Annotated in this window: 20 protein-coding genes; 14 read left to right on the top strand and 6 right to left on the bottom strand. The window is 47.3% G+C overall.

Features of this window, described 5'->3' with window-relative positions:
- Positions 1-54: 54 nt before the first annotated feature.
- From AC58PV_RS14525 to AC58PV_RS14480, 10 genes are all read left to right on the top strand, one after another.
- Positions 55-735 (top strand): response regulator transcription factor, encoded by a 681-nt coding sequence (locus AC58PV_RS14525; RefSeq protein WP_497432936.1) that lies wholly within the window; start codon positions 55-57, stop codon positions 733-735.
- Positions 735-2,009, top strand: coding sequence for a sensor histidine kinase (locus tag AC58PV_RS14520; protein ID WP_497432935.1), 1,275 nt, complete (start codon positions 735-737; stop codon positions 2,007-2,009). The genes AC58PV_RS14525 and AC58PV_RS14520 overlap by 1 nt, the downstream gene beginning before the upstream one ends.
- 699 nt (positions 2,010-2,708) lie before the next feature.
- Entirely contained in the window at positions 2,709-3,383 is a 675-nt protein-coding gene (locus AC58PV_RS14515; protein WP_497432934.1) for a response regulator transcription factor, read from the top strand.
- A 3-nt stretch (positions 3,384-3,386) separates the two neighbouring features.
- Entirely contained in the window at positions 3,387-4,826 is a 1,440-nt protein-coding gene (locus AC58PV_RS14510; protein WP_497432933.1) for a sensor histidine kinase, read from the top strand.
- Between the two features lie 43 nt (positions 4,827-4,869).
- Complete coding sequence (locus AC58PV_RS14505) at positions 4,870-5,655, top strand: DUF3919 family protein (RefSeq protein ID WP_497432932.1); 786 nt, start codon at positions 4,870-4,872, stop codon at positions 5,653-5,655.
- A 25-nt stretch (positions 5,656-5,680) separates the two neighbouring features.
- On the top strand, positions 5,681-6,715 hold the full coding sequence (locus AC58PV_RS14500) for an ABC transporter substrate-binding protein (protein WP_497432931.1): 1,035 nt from the start codon (positions 5,681-5,683) through the stop codon (positions 6,713-6,715).
- Between the two features lie 102 nt (positions 6,716-6,817).
- Positions 6,818-8,476: an ABC transporter permease gene (locus tag AC58PV_RS14495; protein WP_056622522.1), complete on the top strand. Its 1,659-nt coding sequence runs from the start codon at positions 6,818-6,820 to the stop codon at positions 8,474-8,476.
- A 44-nt stretch (positions 8,477-8,520) separates the two neighbouring features.
- Positions 8,521-9,597, top strand: a complete 1,077-nt coding sequence (locus AC58PV_RS14490) for an ABC transporter ATP-binding protein (RefSeq protein ID WP_497432930.1) — start codon at positions 8,521-8,523, stop codon at positions 9,595-9,597.
- 78 nt (positions 9,598-9,675) lie between these two features.
- The gene (locus AC58PV_RS14485; protein WP_497432929.1) at positions 9,676-10,689 is read left to right on the top strand and encodes an extracellular solute-binding protein; all 1,014 of its coding nucleotides are present in this window, start codon (positions 9,676-9,678) and stop codon (positions 10,687-10,689) included.
- 75 nt (positions 10,690-10,764) lie between these two features.
- A complete protein-coding gene (locus AC58PV_RS14480; RefSeq protein ID WP_497432928.1) occupies positions 10,765-12,234 on the top strand; it encodes a methyl-accepting chemotaxis protein in 1,470 nt (489 codons plus the stop codon).
- A gap of 331 nt (positions 12,235-12,565) precedes the next feature.
- On the opposite strand, the gene AC58PV_RS14475 is transcribed toward AC58PV_RS14480, so the two are convergent.
- From AC58PV_RS14475 to AC58PV_RS14450, 6 genes are all read right to left on the bottom strand, one after another.
- The gene (locus tag AC58PV_RS14475; protein WP_497432927.1) at positions 12,566-13,516 is read right to left on the bottom strand and encodes an NAD(P)H-binding protein; all 951 of its coding nucleotides are present in this window, start codon (positions 13,514-13,516) and stop codon (positions 12,566-12,568) included.
- 111 nt (positions 13,517-13,627) lie between these two features.
- Positions 13,628-14,149: a TetR/AcrR family transcriptional regulator gene (locus AC58PV_RS14470; protein WP_497432926.1), complete on the bottom strand. Its 522-nt coding sequence runs from the start codon at positions 14,147-14,149 to the stop codon at positions 13,628-13,630.
- Between the two features lie 123 nt (positions 14,150-14,272).
- Positions 14,273-14,449 (bottom strand): hypothetical protein, encoded by a 177-nt coding sequence (locus AC58PV_RS14465; protein ID WP_497432925.1) that lies wholly within the window; start codon positions 14,447-14,449, stop codon positions 14,273-14,275.
- A gap of 99 nt (positions 14,450-14,548) precedes the next feature.
- Positions 14,549-15,007, bottom strand: a complete 459-nt coding sequence (locus tag AC58PV_RS14460) for a hypothetical protein (RefSeq protein WP_497432924.1) — start codon at positions 15,005-15,007, stop codon at positions 14,549-14,551.
- Positions 15,008-15,059: 52 nt separating this feature from the next.
- Positions 15,060-15,422 carry a hypothetical protein gene (locus AC58PV_RS14455; protein WP_497432923.1) on the bottom strand — a complete coding sequence of 121 codons (363 nt, stop codon included), beginning with the start codon at positions 15,420-15,422 and terminating at the stop codon, positions 15,060-15,062.
- On the bottom strand, positions 15,419-16,615 hold the full coding sequence (locus tag AC58PV_RS14450) for an Alp7A family actin-like protein (RefSeq protein WP_497432922.1): 1,197 nt from the start codon (positions 16,613-16,615) through the stop codon (positions 15,419-15,421). Before AC58PV_RS14450 ends, AC58PV_RS14455 begins: the two co-directional genes overlap by 4 nt.
- Before the next feature lie 332 nt (positions 16,616-16,947).
- Between AC58PV_RS14450 and AC58PV_RS14445 the strand changes: the two genes are divergently transcribed.
- Genes AC58PV_RS14445 through AC58PV_RS14430 form a run of 4 tightly spaced genes read left to right on the top strand, consistent with a single transcriptional unit; the run spans position 16,948 to position 20,906 of the window.
- On the top strand, positions 16,948-18,027 hold the full coding sequence (locus tag AC58PV_RS14445) for an iron-siderophore ABC transporter substrate-binding protein (protein ID WP_497432921.1): 1,080 nt from the start codon (positions 16,948-16,950) through the stop codon (positions 18,025-18,027).
- 4 nt (positions 18,028-18,031) lie between these two features.
- Complete coding sequence (locus AC58PV_RS14440; protein WP_497432920.1) at positions 18,032-19,072, top strand: FecCD family ABC transporter permease; 1,041 nt, start codon at positions 18,032-18,034, stop codon at positions 19,070-19,072.
- Positions 19,069-20,100: a FecCD family ABC transporter permease gene (locus tag AC58PV_RS14435; RefSeq protein WP_497432919.1), complete on the top strand. Its 1,032-nt coding sequence runs from the start codon at positions 19,069-19,071 to the stop codon at positions 20,098-20,100. The genes AC58PV_RS14440 and AC58PV_RS14435 overlap by 4 nt, the downstream gene beginning before the upstream one ends.
- Positions 20,100-20,906: an ABC transporter ATP-binding protein gene (locus tag AC58PV_RS14430; protein WP_497432918.1), complete on the top strand. Its 807-nt coding sequence runs from the start codon at positions 20,100-20,102 to the stop codon at positions 20,904-20,906. Before AC58PV_RS14435 ends, AC58PV_RS14430 begins: the two co-directional genes overlap by 1 nt.
- Positions 20,907-20,930 lie beyond the last annotated feature (24 nt).

Genomic DNA, 20,930 nt, shown 5'->3' with positions numbered 1-20,930 from the left:
ATAATGAAGCCATGCCACTCGAAAGCACCTTGAGGCACTAAGGGGGAGACGACCATGAGAATTCTAATCGTGGAAGATGAAGTACATTTAGCAGAAGCGTTAACTCAAATTTTAAAAAAACACCATTACTCCGTTGACGTTGTTCACGATGGGCAATCCGGACTGGATAATGCATTAAGCGGTATATATGATCTTCTATTGCTCGACATCATGCTGCCTGAAATGGACGGAATCTCGATCCTCAAAACGCTGCGGGCCAAGGGAATTTCAACACCTGTCATTCTGCTTACAGCTAAGGGTGAAATTTCAGATAAAATTGCGGGATTGGATTACGGTGCCGACGATTATGTGGCCAAACCGTTCTCAACAGAGGAGCTGTTAGCTCGGATACGTGCGGCGTTAAGGCGAAAGGGTGAAGTGGTACCTGAGGATGCGCTTAAGTTCGGGGACATCGAATTGCATACCGGAAATCTGAAGCTGACCTGCAAGGGGAAGGAATTGAAGTTGATTTTAAAAGAAAGCGAGCTCTTGGAGCTATTAATGACGAGAAAGCAAGCCGTCACCTCCAAGGAACAGATTATTGAGAAGCTGTGGGGGTTCGATTCTGAAGTTGAGCATAATAACGTGGAAGTGTATATCTCTTTTTTACGCAAAAAACTAACTTTCCTACACGCGGCGGTCCGCATTTCAACCCTTAGAGGCGTCGGATATGTGCTGGAAGAGGTGACTTCCTGATGTTCAGCAAGCTTCGCAACCGATTTCTCATCGTGAACCTAGTCATCATTTCCTGCATCATGCTCCTATCTTTCGCGACGATCTATTTTATCACCTATCAGAATGTGAAAGCCGACATCGATATGGAGCTGCATGGTGTAGCCAATTTCAATCTCAAACCTGACGGGAAAAAGGGGAATATGAAGCCCGGACCTGATGGCGGGGGCGGGTATCACCAGCAAGAACCTCAGGGGTACAACGACTCCCCACCGGAACGATCGATTTCCTTCATGTTACAGACGGATGCCCAGTGGAACATTACAGCAACGAATTCCCGTTTTGACATGGACACCACGTTCTACGAAGAGGCCGTTCAGGAAGTCTCCTCCAACAAGTCGGATATCGGCCAGTTTACGCTGGATGACAACCAATGGGCGTATATTGTGCAAAAGACTGCCTCTGGGTATAGCGTCGTCTATCTCGACATTACGGCACAGAAGACCATTCTGACGAATCTGGTGTATACCTTCACGCTCGTCGGCTTGGTGATGCTGATCGTCATTTTCTTTACGAGCCGTTTTTTCGCGAATCGTTCGATCGCGCCAGTCCGCGAAGCTTTCCAGAAACAAAAGCAATTCATTGCAGATGCTTCCCACGAATTGAAGACACCGCTAGCGGTTATCCAAACCAATGCGGATGTTCTCTTAGCGAATAGTGAGGATACCATCGAGAGTCAGTCGAAATGGCTGCATCGGATCAAATCCGAGACGGAACGGATGAAGACGCTCACCAACGATCTCCTCTACCTTACAGAAATGGATGATTCCAGAGCAGGAATCTTGTATAGCGAATTCAACGTGAGTGAGTCTGTGGAAAGCGTGCTTCTTACCATGGAAGCCGTCGTGTTCGAGAAGGATATTACACTGGATTACGAGATTCAGCCAGACCTAACCCTTCACGGCAACAGCGAGCAAATCAAGCAAGTCGTCATGATTCTTATGGATAATGCGGTCAAATACACGCCCTCGAAGGGCGCTATCACGCTCTCGTTTAAGAAGCATCATAGTGACACGCTCCTGACCATAACGAATACGGGGGAGGGTATCCCGCCTGAGCATGTGGAGCGGATTTTCGATCGCTTCTACCGCGCGGATCCCTCGCGTTCACGCAAGCACGGCGGCTACGGGCTTGGATTAGCCATAGCGAAGTCCATCGTTGAGCAGCATAAGGGGAAAATTCATGCCAAAAGCGTGCAGCATGAGCTGACGTCATTCTATGTACAGCTGCCTTCCTAGATAATTATTTGGGAGCTAAGCAGCTTATCGGATGGAAGCAGCGTTAGAATTCATAGCACACGCTGTGAGAGTAGCTCGGCAATCCCCGCCGCTGCCCCGGCACCCGGGGCTGTAACACCCAAAAAGGGCCTTATCCTTCGGCCATTTGGCCCCGACCACTACGATAGCGCCCCTTTTGGGCGCTATTCCTGCCTCTACCCCGCCGCAACCGCGGCACGCGGGGCTGTAAGACCCAAAAAGGGCCTTATCCTTCGGCCATTTGGCCCTGACCACTACAATAGCGCCCTTGTTGGGCGCTATTCCTGCCTCCACCCCGCCGCCGCCCCGGCACCCGGGGCTGTAACACCCAAAAAGGGCCTTATCCTTCGGCTTTTGGCCCCGACCACTACGATAGCGCCCTTTTCGGGCGCTATCTCTGCTTCCACCCCGCCGCAGCCCCGACGCGGGGCTGTAACACCCAAAAAGGGCCTTATCCTTCGGCTTTTGGCCCCGACCACTACGATAGCGCCCTTTTCGGGCGCTATTCCTGCCTCTACCCCGCCGCAACCGCGGCACGCGGGGTACCCTTTTCAGAGAGCCACATTCCATTCACGTATTTACATGTCGTCATCCTTGTGTAGAATGGATACACAAGGAACACACTTCATATGTGGCGAATGAGGTAAGCACAATGCGACCGGAAAGGAAGGAGCTTTTCCTATGAATATTTTAATTATCGAAGATGACTCCAGTATTCAAATGCTGCTCAAATTAAGCCTTGAAGTGGAGGGCTTTCATCCTATCGTAGCAGGCACAGTCGCATCCAGTCTTGATGTACTCGCCTCAGAGCCTGTTGATTTCATTCTGCTGGATCTCATGTTGCCCGATCAGTCTGGGTTCGAGCTGCTGAAGACACTCCAACACATCCATAAAGAAATCCCCGTGATTCTGCTCACAGCTAAGAATGAGATGAATGACAAAATACTAGGCTTCCAGCTCGGAGCCGACGATTATTTAACCAAGCCCTTTGAAACACGAGAGCTTATTATGCGCATTCGCGCTGTCATGCGCCGTGTCACATCAGATACGCCTGCACAAGGGGCTGACGTCCTTCAAATTGGCATCATCGAAATTGACCGAAATGAGCGCTCCTTCAAATTGGCTGGCAAGCCTATTAAGACAACGAGCAAGGAATTCGATTTCCTCTGGCTGCTGTGCAAGAATCCGAAGAAAGTTTTTACGCGTGAGCACATCCTAGACCAAGTATGGGGATTCGAATATTACGGACAGACACGGTCTGTCGATATGATGGTGAATCGTCTACGGGAGAAAATCAAACCCCACGATCACGTGCTCGCCACAGTTCATGGTACGGGCTATAAACTGGAGGTTTAAGCCATGAAGCTGCGCAACAAGCTGTTCATCCAGCACTCGATAACGATCATCATGCTGCTTGCCTCGATGTATGTGGTTGTGAATTATACCCTGAGCAAAAGCATGATTGAGCGGGATACCCAAACCTTGGACCAGTATTACGGTCTGCACCGCATTGAAGCTTTGAAAATCGTCAATGATAAGAAAATTAGTATTGAACAGCTCTTTTCTGGGACTTATGCGCCACTGATTGCCTCACACCTTGCAGCGAACAGCAACTTCCAGGTACAGCTATTCGATCCAGAGGGTACCATTATCGGGGATAGCGGCAACAAAGAAGATTTGATGAAACGAAGCGATATTGACGCTGCATTGGCTGGACAATCGGCAACCGTCATTACCGAAGGCGAGAACAATAAAATTCTTATTTATGCTTCTCCTTTCACCTATGAGGGCAAAATCGTAGGCGGATTCCGCTATCTGCTGGATCTGAATAAGCATGAAGAAACACTATCGGAGATGCGTTCTTGGTTTATTGGCGTAGCACTCGGCTGCTTGCTCATCGCATTGCTGGCGAGTTATTCCTTCTCGTTCTTCATCATGAAACCGCTGCACGCCCTTCAACAGGCACTGAAGCAAGTGACCGTTGGTGATTTCAGCCGTAAAATTGTGGTCACCAGCCAAGACGAAGTGCGGGAACTTGCCGATGACTTCAATCAGATGTCAGAAGCACTCCAAGAGCATATCGAGCTCCTTCAATACGAACAAAGTAAACAGAAGAAATTTTATGATAATGTCACCCATGAGCTCAAAACACCGCTAACCTCCATCATTGGATTCTCCGATTTGATAGACAAAATGGAGCGCGTCGAAGATATTCGAACATGCAATGTCTACATCCGCAAGGAAAGCACGCGACTGTTACAGATGGTTGAGGAGCTGCTGCAAACATCGCTCAAAGGCGACGAAGCTTGGCGCGTACAGCTTGAGCGCACAGATCTGGCGGCAATCCTAACCGATAGTCTGCGCATTCTTGAACCGACCTTGCACAAATCATCCATCACAACTACTCTGCAGGCTGAGCCGTGCGAGGTCTACGTTGATCCCAAGCGCACGCAGCAGGTTCTATTTAATGTCATTGAAAATGCGATTAAGCACAGTGAATGTACACATCTCACGATTCGATTAGAGCAGCTGGAATACCAATGCCATATCCGTATCTCGGATAACGGCAAGGGATTAAGCGAGCAAGAAGCAGCCGCATTGTTTCTAGCCTCTTCGGAACTCAATCAGAATCGTCCCATTTCGCCGCATTCCCATGGGCTTGGTTTACTTCTCTGCAAGCAGTTAATGGAGTTGCAAGGCGGCAACATCACGGTACATAGCCGAGAGAAAATGGGCACTGAAGTGATTCTGGTATTCCAAACCGAACCTACCCTCACGCAAGGCTTGTTACAAAATTGATACAAATCGATGATTTTTCTGAGATAAAAGGAGAGTAATCTACATGCAAGAGGAGAAGAAAGGGCTTTCATGGTTGCGTCTCATCTTACTACAAATCGTGATTGGTTGTACGTTGATCGGCATTTTTGCCTATATGTTCCGTATCGGCGTGGACGAAGTGCGTATCGTCCCTAAGGAAGCCAATAGCCGTGACATGTTCGATGGTGTCCCTATGCGCATGAACGTGACGTATCCTGGCGTTGGTACGATTTCCATTGATGACCCGAAAGAGCTGATTGCGTGGAAAGCATCATTTACCCGCATACTTGACGGGGGAAAGCCGCAGACGCGTGCAAACGCTTCACGTTTGCTGCTAACGGGCTCCATTGCCTACTTGGATCAGGAGGACATCCCTTTCCAAATTGGGACCAGCGGCTTTCGCTTCGGAACAGACTCGGTCAACTCACTGGAAATTAGCGCTGAAATTCGGAAGTTGCAGAATATGCTCATCGATAAGACGCTCACAGCAGAAACGGTAGGCGGCGTTATTGCAAATCAAGATCATCAAGTCTTCCGTTTGCAGGACGGCCTCCTTACAACGATTTCTGAGGCGGAACGGGCTGCACTAACGACACAGATGCGATCCGCAGCGAGGCTGATCGATTTCAGTCATTTCGACTTCATGGCTGAACAGCCTAGCAGCCACTATGTCGTGCAATTAACCGACGAAGCGGTGAACGGAAAGCATTGGCTGCATCTTGACCGATATGATAACGCTTACTTCATCGTATTCGATTTGTTAGATGAAACCAACCATAAAGCCTATTTCAAGTTAAGTGATACCTCCTAACATACCCGAGGGGATGGTTGATGAAATGGCTAGAAAGAAAAGTAATAGTTCCATTATGATCGTGTCGGTCATTGTTGTCGTACTCATAGCAGGATTCTTCCTGTACAAATCCGGTGTTTTTGGCGGGACATCGAAAGGTAAGATTACGGTGTACTCCATTTTCCAAGAAGAAGAAGCCCGTAAGATCCTAGATAAATTTAAAGCAGAAACGGGGATCGACTACGACGTCCTTCGTCTGCCAAGCGGTGAGGCTGTGACCCGAGTACAAAATGAAATGGGCAAACCACAAGCCGACTTCCTGATGGGTGGACCTGCTGATTCGCATGAGGTACTGAAAAAAGCCGGTGCGCTTGAAGCGTACATTTCGCCGAATGCCAAAGATATTCCAGACAACATGAAAGATAAAGAAGGCTTCTGGACCGGATTTTATCTAAATCCTATCGCCATTGGTATCAACGAACAACGTTGGAAAGAGAAATATGCTGCAGCTCCTTACCCGCAGACCTTCGCAGAGCTGCTTGACCCGAAATTCAAAGGTGAAATCGGCATGTCCGACCCAGCAACCTCAGGTACAGCCTACACGGCTGTTGCATCTCTTGCGCAAGTATGGGGAAAAGAGAAGATGCTGGACTATGTGGCGAAGCTGCTTCCGAACCTAAAGGAAAGACCGAAATCCGGCATTGAGCCGATTCAGAAGGCAGCCAAAGGCGAGTACACGATCGGCATTACTTTCCTTGGCGACCAGTTGAAGATGAAGAATCAAGGCAACCCGATTGTTAGTATCGTTCCAGAATCCGCAGGCTATGAGGTTGGTGGATTGGCTATCGTGAAAGGCGGCGCTAACACAGAAGGCGCTAAGAAACTAATGGATTTCATGTTAACCAACGAACCTGGACTACTGTACACCGAGTCTGCTTTTGCAAGTTCCGTAAAACCGACTGTGCCGATTCCTAAAGGCGGCATCGATATCAAAGCAACGAAATATAACACGACTTACAGCTTGTGGAAAGCTGCCGAACAGCGCAAAGAGCTGCAAGATGCACTGAAAGATCTTAAATAATAGAAAAGCCTATGTACAGGGCATTGAAGTCATGAGGCATGCTTCTTATGCTAATCAATGCCCTCCTATACAATGAATTTGGAAGGTGGTCGTGAACCCCTTATGATCATAGAAAAAAAGGGTATGGGTTCGTCGATCGGCAGACTGATGAAAGATCCATCATCGCTGATCCTTGTTCTCATCAGTTTCGCTGTTCTCTGTCTCTTCGTTATTTATCCACTCATTTATGTGATTGCGCTTCCAGGAGCGACGGATTGGACAACTTTCTTTAGCAAAAGCCGGTATGCGAAGGCTCTGCTTAATACCGTTGTCAGCTCCTCCCTATCCGCTCTAACTGCAACGGTCTGCGGCTTTATTTATGCGTATTCGATTCATTACAGTAATATCGTGGGGAAAAAATTTTTCCGCTTTATCGCCTTCCTCCCGATTCTCGCGCCTTCTGTCATGACCGGCCTTGCCTTCCTGCTGCTATTCGGCAGAGGTGGTATGGTCTCCCAAACCATGAAAGCCTGGTTTAACGTCGAGTTGGACTTATACGGGCTGCCTGGCCTCTGGATCGTACAAACGATTTCGTATTTCCCGCTTGCCTACATGACCATAACTGGCGTCCTTCGCTCCATTTCGCCGAATCTAGAAATTGCTGCCCAGAACTTAGGCGCACGCGGCTTCAAACTTTTCCGTACCATTACATTTAAATTAGCGCTTCCCGGCGTTATCAATGCCTTTCTACTCGTCGCTATCAATTGCTTTGCCGACTTTGGGAATCCCAAGCTAATTGGGGGCAATTATTCCCTCTTAGCTGTTGAAATTTACGGTGAAATCATTAATAACGAGCCTGGGCTCGCTTCCGTCATGGGTCTCATTCTCGTCATTCCTGCCCTCTTGGTCTTCGTGATTCAAGGCAGACTGCTGGCCAAAGGCTCTTACTCAACCATTACTGGAAAGCCTGTTTCTGGACTTAACCGGGTGAAAACTTCCCGCAAGACAGATATCTTGCTTTTCATATTCAACAGCATCATGGCACTCTTCATTTTATCTATGTTCGCCATTACCATCCTGTTCGCGTTTACCAAAAACTTCGGACGTGACAACACCTTTACGCTGGACCATATGTTCAAAATTGTGTTTAACCCCTCCAGTCCTGCTGTCATGAACAGCTTAGTCTTATCGCTCATTAGTTCCATTCTGGCTGTTGGCTTCGCCCTTGTGTTGGCCTATGTCGTTGTACGCAAGCCGTTTCCGGGCAAAAAACTGCTGGACTTCACTGCCGTATTGCCAATTGCGCTGCCTGGAACGTTCGTTGGTCTTGCCTTGATCGTCGCTTTCAGCAATGGACCGATCATGCTGCAAGGATCAGCCATTCTCATTATCGTCGCCATGCTGCTCAAGCAGATGCCAGTTGGCTATCGCGGACTCACCGCTTCCTTCAAGCAGGTAGATAAATCAATTGAGGAAGCCGCGACGAATCTTGGTGCAGACAGCCGCCGCACATTAACAACCATCGTATTCCCAATGCTACAAAAGACCATTGTTGCGAACTTCGTCTATGCTTTTATGAAAAATATGAACACCTTAAGCACCATCGTCTTTCTTATTACGCCCAAATGGGTGGTCGCCGCCGTATCCATCTTCAATTATGCCGAAACTGGCACGTATTACTGGGCAGCAGCTGTTGCCGTTGGCTTAATGGGAACAACACTGGCTACGCTTGGTGTGATGAAGCTCATTTTCCGTTCGAAGGTCAAAATATTCGATTTCTAACTATACGTAACTGCGTAACACTGACGTCCTAAGGAGTGAGAATCATGAGTTCACACATATTGTTAGATTTAAAAGATGTAAGTAAGGTGTTTGGCAGCAATCACGTTCTCAAACAGATTAATTTGCAGATTGAACGCGGGAAGTTCATTACATTTCTCGGTCCCAGTGGATGTGGGAAAACGACGCTGTTGCGCTCGATTGCAGGCTTTTATTCGGTTGATGAGGGTGAAATTCGGATTGATGGCCAGCTCGTCAACGATCTGCCTCCCTATAAACGCGGAACACCGATGGTATTCCAAGAATATGCGCTATTCCCGCACATGACCGTATTCGATAATGTCGCTTACGGGCTTGATATTCAGAAGCGCCCTGAGGCGGAAATTCAGGAGCGCGTGAAGTCTGCGATGGCCAAAGTGAAACTGACGGGACTTGAGGAGCGGTATCCGCACGAAATGTCCGGAGGACAACAACAGCGGGTCGCGATGGCTCGTGCCCTCGTCATGAACTCGCCGATCATTCTGCTCGACGAGCCGCTAAGCAATTTGGACGCGAAGCTCCGCGAAGAAGTCCGTGTCGAGCTGCGCACCATTCAACAAGAGCTTGGTTTAACGGTTATCTACGTCACCCATGACCAACTCGAAGCCTTATCGATGTCCGATCATATCGTTGTCTTCAACAAAGGAGCGATTGATCAATACGGCACGCCGCATGATATTTATTACAAACCTCGCACGCCTTACGTCGCCGATTTTATCGGGACAACGAATTTCGTTGATGCTGTTGTGCGCGACTATGCCAATGGCAAAGCCACTGTCGAGTACGGTACGAGTAAACGTACCGCAAGCGTAACGGTCGATGAAACTGTGACAGCAGGTGAAAAGGTGCTGCTCAGTATTCGACCAGAATCCATGCGGATTCAGGCAACGAATGCCGGCGAATTTACAGTGAGCGGCTTCGTGAAATCGTCCATGTTCCTTGGCGAGAAGGAACGTTACTTCATTCTCGATGATGATATGAAAGAATGGATCGTCGATGCGTATGATATCGGTTTGACAAGATACCAAGGGAATGTCACGATTAGTGCAGCCGATGATAAAATTCATTTGATTAAACTAAGGTAGTTGAACATAAGAAATAGCAGCGGGTTGAAAAGGGAAACTTTGGTTTCCTTTTTTGGCTGTTCAGAAGGGAGTTTCGCCATGTGGAAAAAAGGATTACTCATACTCATAATTGGTGTCGGTGTGTATCTTGGGTATCTCGTCTTGGGGGAGAAGAAAAGTAACCAGCCTCTTAAAGTGTACGTCATCTTCCAGGAGGATGCAGGGAAAATTCTGCTTGAGACGTTCAAGGAACAAACAGGTCAACCGTATGATATTATCCGGATGTCCAGTGGTGAAGCGAGCTACCACCTGCTGACGCTAGGCAAAACGGGTATTGACGTCGTGCTCGGTGGTCCAGCTGATCTACACGAGCAGCTCAAAAATAAGAGTAAATCGCTTCGTTACTCCTCTGCCTTCGCAAGCAACATCCCGAGCAAGTATAAAGATCCGGATGGCTATTGGACTGGTATTTACATGGGGGCACTGGCCATTGGCGTCAATCAAACCGTCTGGCAGCAAGATCCCCAACTGGCAGGTCTTCCGCTGCCACAGCGTTACGAGGATCTGCTGCGCCCTGAGCTCAAGGGCAAGATCGAGATTCCCGACCCCGAAACGTCGGGGACAGGCTACACGCTGCTCGCATCTGTTGCCCAGCAGCGCGGGGATAGCGCGGCCATTGATCTCATGCAAGCGCTGAAGAAGCAAAGCGCCTCCATGACGTTTGCCGGCAACACGAGCGCACAGCATTTAGCGGAGGGTGAAGTGGCGGCGGCCGTCTCCTTCTTAAGCGACCAGCTGCGCTTCAAAAACTCAGGCTATCATATAAGCTCGTTCATTCCACCCCAAGCAGGCTGGGAGATCGGAGCTGTTTCCATCCTGAAGGGAGGCAACAATCCAGCCGCAGCCAAACAGCTTGTTGACTTCATGTTGTCCAAAGAGGTTCAAACGGACTATATGAATACGGCGTTTTCCTTTCCGGTGGCACCTAATATTCCTGTGAATCCGCTTCTTGCGCCAGTGAAGCTGGAGAATCTCCTTGCTACGTATCGCTTCGATCTAGCTGCTCAGCTGCATGAAAAACTGCTAAACCAGTGGAGAAGTGCATTGGATTAGCTCCTTAAAATTATGTAAAAATTTGTCGGTTCATGTTATCATCTTAACGTAACACTATATGGAAAAGGTGGACGGATGATGAATAATATCGAGACATTGCACCGCCGCAACAAACTGCTTGTGAATATTATTTGGGGAATGCTGGCCCTTGGCATAGCTGTCGATTTCCTGACTGCTGCAGGAATGGATTCGATTATGGTCCTTCTCGTTGTCGGCACATTGACTAGCGGATTGGCAACTGTTCTTACTTACAAACGCTGGCTTACCAACTACATCATGTATATTATATCCGCCATTATCACACTACTGACATGGTTGCTGATTACCACCGGACCTATCTTCACAACCTATCTTCTTGTCTATGTCAATTTAGCAATTATGACGTTGTATGGCAGTTCACGTGCGATTGCATTCTCTAGCTTCATGGGTGCTATTCTGACAGCCTACTTCTACATAAGCTCTTACAAAACAGAACTTTTCGGAGATAACGATATAGTCAATATGTACATGTACCTTGCGTTGATCGCTGTTCCTTTATTCGTTTCTACGAAATTCAGCGAGCGATTGCAAAAGGATATCTTCTCTGAGCGCGAGCAAGCTGTCTTAGAGAAAAACAAATCCGTCGAATTGGTTAACCTTCTCTCTACCTCATTAGTTTCACTAACGCAGTTCAGCTCGGATCTGAGGGAGAATGCAACAGCTACGGGTTCTATTTCTAGAGATGTAACCTTAGCCTTCGGGGAAATTACCTCAAGCACCGAAACGCAAACCATTAGCATTAGTGATATCAGTGAATCCATTCGCCATATTGAACAATCCGTCACATCCTTGGCAGACCGATCAGCCGAAATGAGAGGTCTCTCCGTAAGCTCTGCCCAGCTGACCAAGGTGGGTAGTGAGGAAGCCGAGTCTTTAGAAATTCAAATGAAAAGTGCTCACGAAACGATGGATTCTTCCGTTCAGCTAATGAACGATCTCGACAGCCAGAACTCGCGGATTAGCGATATTGTTGCAACGATTAAGCATATCTCGACGCAGACGAATTTGCTCGCATTGAACGCAGCCATTGAAGCCGCACGTGCAGGCGAGCATGGCAGAGGATTCGGCGTTGTTTCACACGAGATTCGCAAATTGGCCGAGACTTCACAGCAATCGACTGAACAGATCGAGCAGATTCTCGAGGATATTCGCTCGAAGACAACGCAAGCCGCCGCGCAAGTCCTACACGGGCAGCAATCTGTCGCGAATGGCAGCGACGCCGCACAGAAAGTCGTACAAGCCATGCATGCGCTGGCGACCGATGCGGGCCACCTGGAAAGCCAGTCTACTCATGTGGAACAATCTGCCGATCATCTCCACCAACAATACACGCGCATCACAGACCAGATCGTTACCATTGCTGGTATCACAGAAGAAAACATGGCTTCCATCCAAGAAATGTCCGCAAGCATGACGACACAGGATCGCCGCATCCGCGACATTATGGAGAGCTTCCTTCAGCTCGATAAGCTTACATCCGATCTCAATCGGATGACAAAGGGTTAACTTAAAAAAGGTCCACACCTCTGAAGAGGTAAGGACCTTTTTCTTTATTTAGGGTTATGTTCTTGCGTGATGAGGCAGCCTTTATTTGCCGCCCTTGTTGCTGCTTTGGTCCTGTGTACGTGTGGTTGTATTTTTTCTGGATTGCCCTTGCTGTTTGTGACCTGACATGCTGCTCACGCTCCTTGAAATATAGATTTAAGGTAGTGCGAGTTTATTATGAGCAGTCCGCTGAATTTGATACGACTAAAAAATAAAAGAAAAGCCTTGCAAACGATTTGTATTGTTCTAAGAAATGCCCAACACACCGGCACGGATGGGTGAATATCCCTGCTTACCTCTTCAACTGATGGATCGTAACCGTAATGCCCTCCTCGAAACTGATGGCTGGGACATGCCCTATCCAACGTTCGTACTTCTCGGCACTAAGGCGGAGCGGCTCTGTCGTTAAATACAGCATCTCGACGACTTCTTTCATGACGGGAATGAATAATCCCATCAAAGAAAGGCCAATCCTCCCTAGGGAGAGCACAGGTTTGGAAGTGCCGCTAGCACGGCGAGCGATGCGGACAATATCATGGCCAGAAATCGTTCCCCCACCAGGAATGTTCCATTCTTGACCAAAGGCATGCTCATTCATCGCAAGTTCCACAAGCATTTTAGCAGCATCTGGTAAATACACGTACTCACGTGGCACATGCATGTTCCCGATGAAGAAACTCATCTTGCCAGCTGCGATGGCTTCTAAAGTAAAACCTAGATACGAGGCCTGATTGGCTGTTGGACCATAATAATCGGGCAGACGGGCGATCAACGGGCGTGCTTGCTTCCATCGCTTGTCGAAGACCATCTGTTCAAATTGCAGCCTAATTTGCCCTTTACGTGTGTGTGGCTGTTTGGGGTGATTCTCAGTAACTACATCCATTTGTCTTCTTCCATAGGGATAGATACCATCGACTGCGACCACTTTGAGACCTAATCGATCAGCTGCCTGCATAATAGCCTCTCCCAGCGGAAGCAGCCGCTTAGCCATCTCATGATAAGGAACGTTTGCGCAATGAAACAGCACATCGGCATCTCCCACCGCGGCTGCCACATCATCTGCCAAGAAAGCATCCCCTATGGCAAGCGTCAGATTTGCAGGATGTCCCAACCGAGCAGCGAACTGCTCTAACTTCGCAAGCGAACGCCCAAATGCAATGACGGGAATTCCCCTATTCACTAATTCCTCCGTGACAGCAGCACCGGTTCCGCCAGTTGCTCCAATAACAATCGCTTTTTTCATTACAGCATCTCCTTAACTTGTTTGTGATTGATCAATCACTAACTTAATGTTGTTACTATACCAAATAGTTAGTGATTGATCAATAACTAAATTTTTCGGCTTTGCAGCCTTTTAACTCTTCATAAGCTCTGGTAGGCCCAATGCCATAGAAATATTACAAAGCATGCCCCGTGCAAGAAAAAGCAGCGTCCTCTCTTCCGAATCCGGGATCGCATTCTTCTGAAAGGCTTCGAGCACAATGCCTCGAATCTCTCGAAAACCAGCCTGCATCGCCTCGCGAATCGGTTCCTCCTGCATGGTTTGAGCCTGCATCTGAAGCAACATCTCCTGCTTGTGGGCAGTCAGGATTTCCTCATAGGCAGTGATTAGCTCCTGCTCCAATCCACTCGGTGAAGCAGTGGCGATGACTTTGCAGAAGGATTCTGCAATTCTTGCCCAAGAGGCTTCCAGTGCCGCGAGCATCAATGCTTCTTTAGTTGAAAAAAAGCGGAACACATACGGCTGTGAAATGCCTGCTCGCTGCGCTACCTGCGCTGTTGTCGTACGATAATAGCCTGTTTCAGCAAAAACCGCAATTGCAGCCGATATAATATCAGTTCGGCGATTAACCGAAATGTTGTCGTCTTTTGCCATGTGAAAAGCTCCCCTCATAGGTAATGAGTGATTAATCAATCATAAACTTAGTGTAACAAGAAATAAACAAAAGCGCCACCCGAATGGATAGCGCTCTCTGCTTATCGAAGCCCTTTATTCGTGCTAGTGCGTTTGCCCCAGATCGCTCAAATCCTCTGTAGGGGAAACATCGCATGCCTGGTTGGCTGCCGCTTCAAACTCCGCCTCATTGCTCGATCCCAGCTTGTCACCATACTGGTCAAGTCTGCCTGGATGCCCTGCTGGGCCGTCATTATCTGGCTTATTGTTTCTTCCGCTCACATGATCACTCCTTGGCGTTTATGGTTAGTTGCCAAACGCAATTAGCCTTGGCATACGCTTTAGTGTGTCTCATTTGGCTCCCAATCATCCTCGATCCGCTCAGTTCGCGATTTGCTGCCACTGGGGGTACTCATCCAAGTAACCGTGCTGACTTAACTCTTGTAAGGAATTGCGAATGCTAAGCTCGTCCTCGCCAGATTGGCTCGTTAATTCAAGCAAGTCATGTAAATGAATATGTGGATTCTCTTTGCAAAAAATAAGTAATCCCTTAGCTGCCCATGAGAGTCGGTCATCTTGGAAATCGCCAACCATCCGGCGGAACAGTTTGTGCGGAAGGATTTTTAGATCTACAAGGTCTTGTAACGCCTTCATCATCTGCTTGTCTGTCATTCTCGCAAGAATCGCAATCTCTGATAGTGCGGGGAAATTAGACTCGGAGCCAAAACTTTTCAAAATAATATAGACCATTTGAGAATGAAGATCCAACCCTGGTTGGCGAAAAATATCATCCGATAGCGCAAAACTCCGTGTACCTTCGTTTGTTTCTCCGTTAGACATATCGATGTCCTCCTTCTCATTATGATTGGAGTTCACCCCACCCAGTTACATCCTACATAAGCTTGCCAGCATTACGGCCAGCTTGCCGAAATATATCTTCTAAACTGAAGTTTTTCTGACTGTTAGAAACCGGGGTATCTATAGATTCCTGGTGTTCTATGGGTGCGGTAAACAAGATATCGTCCTCGACGAACGACTGCATATTCTGATGTGGCTCCCCTTCGGTTACCAACTTAGCTAGCGATTGTTCACGAAGGATATGTTTTGTCAAAATGTCCATAATACCATGACTGAACATGCCTTCGGCTTTCAACTGATTCATGTACGCAATGACCTCTGGCGGTGTTTCTGTCGGGATGTATAACGTGACGTCTTTACCCGGGCTCACCATAACAGTCGATCTCCGTTTCTTCAATCCGCTCCGCTCCCAGCCCCAGACTCCGTCTGGGATTCCATGCTTGCCGCTGCTTCATAATTCGATTGTTTCAGGGCATGTTCCAGCAAAAAGAAAGTGCCGCGCACATTACGGAATTGGCTGTATTCTGACTTATCAAATCGGATCGGCAAGCCTAACTCGGCATTTAGTTTCTCGATCCACGGTTGAAGAACGATTGCCCCGCCTCCGATAAACCAGAACTCGTTGGCATAGCGAACGTGTTTCCAAGAGTTGCGGGCGTATTTCAGCACCTTTTCGGCTAAGATTCGCATGTGACGGTTTACGAGGTTCGTCATGTCAAAAGCCACTTTACCCTCAGCATAAATTTCATATTCCTTGTTAACTAACATGATGGTCAATTCCGCAGTGCTTGAGACTAACTCTTCGCCTTGGGCATTGATTTCATTCCGTATGCTTTCTAGCGCATCGTTTAAGTAGATTTTAGCTCCCGTTGAATGCCGTTGATCCAGATCAAGCCCTGGTCTGAAGAAAGCAATATCCATATCGACTCCGCCAACATCTGCTATCCCAAAGCCTTTATGTGAAAGCTGTGACTTCGTTGTAGCCTCCATATCATAAACACCTGATACGTCGTCAATGCTAATTCCCGATGGCAGCATAAACTCCATTTCCACTGTTACGCCTTTAAATATCGGTGTCGTCACAAACGTAATGGAATGAACGCCTCCTGTTATCTTCTGTGCAAACTCTTCGCTAAATTTCGTAATTTCTCTTATGGGCAATCCGGTTCCTAACTGGACCGTCGCTTTAATGCGATTCTTACCGCGTTTAATGGCATCCTCATGCTTCGTAGCTATGGCGTATGCCGTAGCTGTTAGGAGCGTAACCATAGTTTCAGGCCGCTGGGCCTTCTTTTGTACCGCTTTATCTCCCACAATTTCATGGACAATTCCTTCGTCGCCGATAGCCAAATTTCCAACGTAGACATGACGGTATTGCTCCGTATCAATCGCCGGCGATGTAATTTGCACATCTAAGAAATCCAAGGGATCTCCTTGCTCCATCAATAGAAATCGCTCCCCAAAAGGCTGTGCCACAACATTAGGGAAAATAAAACTGTTGTTCAAATCGTCATAGATGCCTTTAATATGACTGCTGCCGTTATCAATGGATAAATGAATAGTTGTGGTAAGAATATCATGTTTTGCCATGTCTATTTCCTCTCCCAACCTAATTGAAATACTATAAATAGATTCGGTTGATAGAGCGGATTTAAGACGGTTATTAGGAATTTTTAACAATTTTAACGTGGAGAGGAAATGAAATTTAGCTTTTAGAGTTTAACATTTGAACTTTAAAGTTCAAGATTTAAACTTTAAACTTTATTTCTGCTATCACTTTAATCAGATTTAACATTGACAACCCAATGAATGAGCTTTATATTTGATACTGATAATCATTATCATAATAGTAAATAAGTTTACTCAGTGCTGCTCATCAGCACTACCAAAAATATATTTTATAATAAGGGTGGGGCTACAACATGAAGACAAAACAAAAAATTTCTTTTAAAACATTACTTATTTCGGCCGCAATTATGATTCCGCTAGTTGGTTGTGCATCGGAGAAATCCAGTTCAACACCTGCACCAACCACGGCTGTGAGTGCCGCTGCGACTGCTGCTGCAACCGCTGCTGCAAGTACTACGCCAGATGCTACGAAATACCCGATCGTGATCAAGCATGCTTTTGGCGAGACAACAATTCCAAGCAAACCTAAACGGGTTGCAACTATTCAATGGGCTAACCATGATGTTGTACTTGCGCTAGGCGTTGTACCTGTAGGTTTCTCAGCAGCAAATTACGGCGTTCAAGATAAGAGCGGACTTCTGCCTTGGACAGCTAAAAAACTTAAGGAACTTAACGTAGATAAACCTAACGTTTTCCAAGATACTGATGGACTTAATTTCGAAGCGATTTCGGCATCCAAACCTGATGTTATTCTTGCTGCTTACTCCGGTATTACACAAAAAGACTATGAAACCCTTAGTAAAATCGCTCCAGTTGTCGCTTATGAGAAGAGCCCTTGGGTAACGACATGGCGCGAGCAAGTCCTGTTCAATGCTACAGGCATGGGGATGAAAGCCGAAGGCGAGAAACTGATTAAAGACACCGAAGAGTTAATTAAGAAAAAAGCAAGTGAATACCCGCAGTTGAAAGGTAAAAAAGTTGCATTTACGAACTTCTCAGCTAAGGATTTATCCAAAATTAATATCTATACAGCTGCTGACCCTCGCGGTGCTTTCTTAATCGAGCTTGGCATGGTTTACTCGGAAGGCGTTACGAAAAAAATTACGGACCCTACCGCTTACAACTTAAAATTAAGTTCTGAAAATGCGGATGCACTTAACGATGCGGATATCTTGATCGGATATGGAGACGACGCTTTGCTGCAAGCTGTTAAAGCAGATCCTATTCTTGGCAAAATTCCTGCGGTTCAAAAAGGTGCTGTTGTGCTGATCGGTAACGGTACACCTCTTGCAGCTTCTGGTAACCCTAACCCACTTTCGATTTCTTATACGATTGATGAATACTTGAAATTGATTGCAGCAGCAGTTAAATAAACCCATGAATCGTTCATCGGTTTCAGACAGCACACAACTAAACTCGCATATGCCAAAGCATTTTGTATTAGTACTACTAATCTGTCTAATCTTGCTTGTCGTTTGCGTCATTTCATCCCTGGCCTTTGGTTCTCGAGTGGTAAAATTACAAGATGTACTTGATGGTATATTTCACCCAAATGTCGACTCCTACGGGGCAAGCATAGTTCAAAAACGGTTCTCACGAACCGTTTTTGGTTTGTTTTGTGGGGCAGCACTCGGTGTTTCTGGCGCGCTTATGCAAGCAGTCACGCGTAACCCGATTGCCGATCCGAGTATACTTGGGGTTAACACAGGCGCATCCTTATTTGTCGTTTGTGGCATTGCCTTCTTAAACATATCAACGGCAAATCAATATATATGGTTGGCTCTAGCGGGGGCGGCAATTACTGCAATTTTCGTATTTGGTATTGGCTCCATGGGGCGTGGCGGCGCCACGCCCATTAAGCTTCTCCTGGCCGGGGCTGCCACAAGCGCTGCCCTTTCTTCATTGGTCAGTGCGATCATGGTGCCACGCTCTTATGTCATGGATCAATTCCGATTCTGGTCAGTTGGCAGCGTAGGATCAGCTACTTGGGACGCTGTTGCTACCTTTACCCCATTTCTGATCATCGGCATATTGGTCAGTATAATCTCAGGCCCCGCACTCAATGCGTTAGCGTTGGGAGATGAATTAGCGACCGGGTTAGGCATCCGGACAGGTACATTACGCTTTATTGCAGCCTTCGCAGGGGTTATATTATGCGGTGCAACGACTGCTCTCGCTGGGCCCATTGGCTTTATCGGGCTGATCTCGACTCATGTCATTCGCCTGATCCTTGGTCCCGATTTGCGCTTCGTTATTCCGATGTCAGCCCTTTCAGGGGCCATCATCCTGACTATATCCGATGTGATCGGCCGGCTAGTAGGCAGCCCTGGAGAGCTTGAAGTCGGTGTCGTCACTGCGTTTATTGGAGCTCCTATACTAATCATTCTAGCGATGAAATCGAAAGTGCGTTCATTATGACAAATACATCTATTGCATTTATTATGGCGGGAAGACGCCAAAGACGCCGTCGGTGGATCCTTGTTACTAGCATACTTGCCCTGCTCTCCTTGGCACTTTGTTGTGCCATGCTTTTACTAGGAACTACTTTTTATCCAGTGAAAGATGTCCTACTTGTGCTGATGGGAGAAGAGCTTCAAGGCGTATCCTTTGCGATTAATACCGTACGTTTACCGAGGATGTTAGCCGGTCTTTTTGCCGGGTTTGCTTTCGGCATCGCAGGGAACACCTTTCAGACCATGTTGCGCAACCCGCTAGCCAACCCGAATGTCATCGGCATTACCGCTGGCTCGAGTGCGGCAGCCGTGTTCTGCATACTCATCCTTCATGCGAACAGCACCTTTGTTTCCGTTGCTTCCGTTATTGCGGGACTGGCTACTGTTCTGATCATTTATTTATTGTCCCGTGGAAAAATATTCTCGATTGGCCGATTAATTCTAATCGGCATCGGCATCCAAGCCATGCTGGACTCTGTTATATCCTATCTGCTACTAGTGGGCGCACAGCAAGATATTCCCGCTGCGTTCAGATGGCTGACCGGCAGTCTCAACGGTATCCAACTGTATGAGCTCCCGCCTCTGATTATTACGGTGCTGATCTTCTTGCCTCTCCTTGTCGTGCTCGGCAAACATCTGAGTCTCCTGGAACTTGGTGAACAATCGGCCACTACACTCGGTGTAAACACAGACATGACAAGAATTGCACTTATTCTAAGTGCCGTCTTTCTGGTTGCTCTTGCTACGGCTACAACGGGTCCAATCGCCTTTGTTGCTTTCCTTTCGGGACCGATCGCAAAAAGATTAGTCGGGGTTGGTTTCTCCAACGTCATTCCGGCGGGTCTAGTAGGCGTTTGTTTAGTTTTAGCATCAGACCTCATCGGGCAATTCGCTTTCGAAACCAGATTCCCCGTAGGCATCATTACCGGAATTCTCGGAGCACCGTATCTGATCTTCTTGCTAATCCGAATGAATCGAAAGGGAGATTTATAATGAAGCCGACACACCATTTTCAAGCCGATCAAACTGTTTCGGGCTATGATAACAAAACGATCATCCAAGGCGTCAGTCTAGTTATCCCTAGTAATAAAATAAGCGTGATTATTGGCGCAAATGCCTGTGGGAAGTCTACGCTTCTTAAGACATTATCCAGACTTATTAAGCCGGAATCGGGAAATATTACCCTTGATGGAAAACAAATTGATAAAATTCCGCCTAAACAATTAGCTCGTGTTCTAGGACTACTGCCGCAATCTCCTATTGTACCGGAAGGTATATCCGTTGCCGATCTAGTGGGACGAGGCCGATTCCCGCATCAAGCGTTATTCAGTGGCTGGACGAAGAAAGATTATGAAGCAGTAGCCGAAGCCATGGAAATCATGAAGATTACTGAGCTTGCCAACGCTAATATTGATGAGCTATCCGGAGGGCAAAGACAGCGCGTCTGGATCGCGATGGCTCTGGCGCAACAAACCGACATTTTATTTCTAGATGAGCCAACAACCTTTCTAGATATTACTTATCAGGTTGAGATCCTTGACCTCCTCACCGATCTTAATCGGAAACATGGGACTACCATCGTCATGGTCCTTCATGATATTAATTTGTCGGCGAGGTATGCAGATCATATTTTCGCACTGTATCAAGGTAAGCTTGTCTCTGAGGGAGCACCCTCAGAAGTCATTACCAGCACATTGGTCAAAGATATTTTCGGACTGGATAGCGCGGTAATCGCAGACCCCGTTTCGGGTTCCCCCTTGGTCATACCTAAGGGACGATATCATGTGAATCCAGCTTGATTACTTAACAAAAAAATAAACCCA

Source organism: Paenibacillus sp. J22FR83, from assembly GCF_059691955.1.
The sequence above is the reverse complement of the archived record's forward strand: the minus strand, read 5'-3'. Positions and strand labels throughout refer to the sequence as shown.

What these genes read in the sequence shown, in the direction of transcription:
- AC58PV_RS14525 (WP_497432936.1), top strand. Translation starts at nt 55, where the DNA reads ATGAGAATTCTAATCGTGGAAGATGAAGTACATTTAGCAGAAGCGTTA.
- AC58PV_RS14520 (WP_497432935.1), top strand. Translation starts at nt 735, where the DNA reads ATGTTCAGCAAGCTTCGCAACCGATTTCTCATCGTGAACCTAGTCATC.
- AC58PV_RS14515 (WP_497432934.1), top strand. Translation starts at nt 2,709, where the DNA reads ATGAATATTTTAATTATCGAAGATGACTCCAGTATTCAAATGCTGCTC.
- AC58PV_RS14510 (WP_497432933.1), top strand. Translation starts at nt 3,387, where the DNA reads ATGAAGCTGCGCAACAAGCTGTTCATCCAGCACTCGATAACGATCATC.
- AC58PV_RS14505 (WP_497432932.1), top strand. Translation starts at nt 4,870, where the DNA reads ATGCAAGAGGAGAAGAAAGGGCTTTCATGGTTGCGTCTCATCTTACTA.
- AC58PV_RS14500 (WP_497432931.1), top strand. Translation starts at nt 5,681, where the DNA reads ATGGCTAGAAAGAAAAGTAATAGTTCCATTATGATCGTGTCGGTCATT.
- AC58PV_RS14495 (WP_056622522.1), top strand. Translation starts at nt 6,818, where the DNA reads ATGATCATAGAAAAAAAGGGTATGGGTTCGTCGATCGGCAGACTGATG.
- AC58PV_RS14490 (WP_497432930.1), top strand. Translation starts at nt 8,521, where the DNA reads ATGAGTTCACACATATTGTTAGATTTAAAAGATGTAAGTAAGGTGTTT.
- AC58PV_RS14485 (WP_497432929.1), top strand. Translation starts at nt 9,676, where the DNA reads ATGTGGAAAAAAGGATTACTCATACTCATAATTGGTGTCGGTGTGTAT.
- AC58PV_RS14480 (WP_497432928.1), top strand. Translation starts at nt 10,765, where the DNA reads ATGATGAATAATATCGAGACATTGCACCGCCGCAACAAACTGCTTGTG.
- AC58PV_RS14475 (WP_497432927.1), bottom strand. Translation starts at nt 13,516, where the DNA reads ATGAAAAAAGCGATTGTTATTGGAGCAACTGGCGGAACCGGTGCTGCT.
- AC58PV_RS14470 (WP_497432926.1), bottom strand. Translation starts at nt 14,149, where the DNA reads ATGGCAAAAGACGACAACATTTCGGTTAATCGCCGAACTGATATTATA.
- AC58PV_RS14460 (WP_497432924.1), bottom strand. Translation starts at nt 15,007, where the DNA reads ATGTCTAACGGAGAAACAAACGAAGGTACACGGAGTTTTGCGCTATCG.
- AC58PV_RS14450 (WP_497432922.1), bottom strand. Translation starts at nt 16,615, where the DNA reads ATGGCAAAACATGATATTCTTACCACAACTATTCATTTATCCATTGAT.
- AC58PV_RS14445 (WP_497432921.1), top strand. Translation starts at nt 16,948, where the DNA reads ATGAAGACAAAACAAAAAATTTCTTTTAAAACATTACTTATTTCGGCC.
- AC58PV_RS14440 (WP_497432920.1), top strand. Translation starts at nt 18,032, where the DNA reads ATGAATCGTTCATCGGTTTCAGACAGCACACAACTAAACTCGCATATG.
- AC58PV_RS14435 (WP_497432919.1), top strand. Translation starts at nt 19,069, where the DNA reads ATGACAAATACATCTATTGCATTTATTATGGCGGGAAGACGCCAAAGA.
- AC58PV_RS14430 (WP_497432918.1), top strand. Translation starts at nt 20,100, where the DNA reads ATGAAGCCGACACACCATTTTCAAGCCGATCAAACTGTTTCGGGCTAT.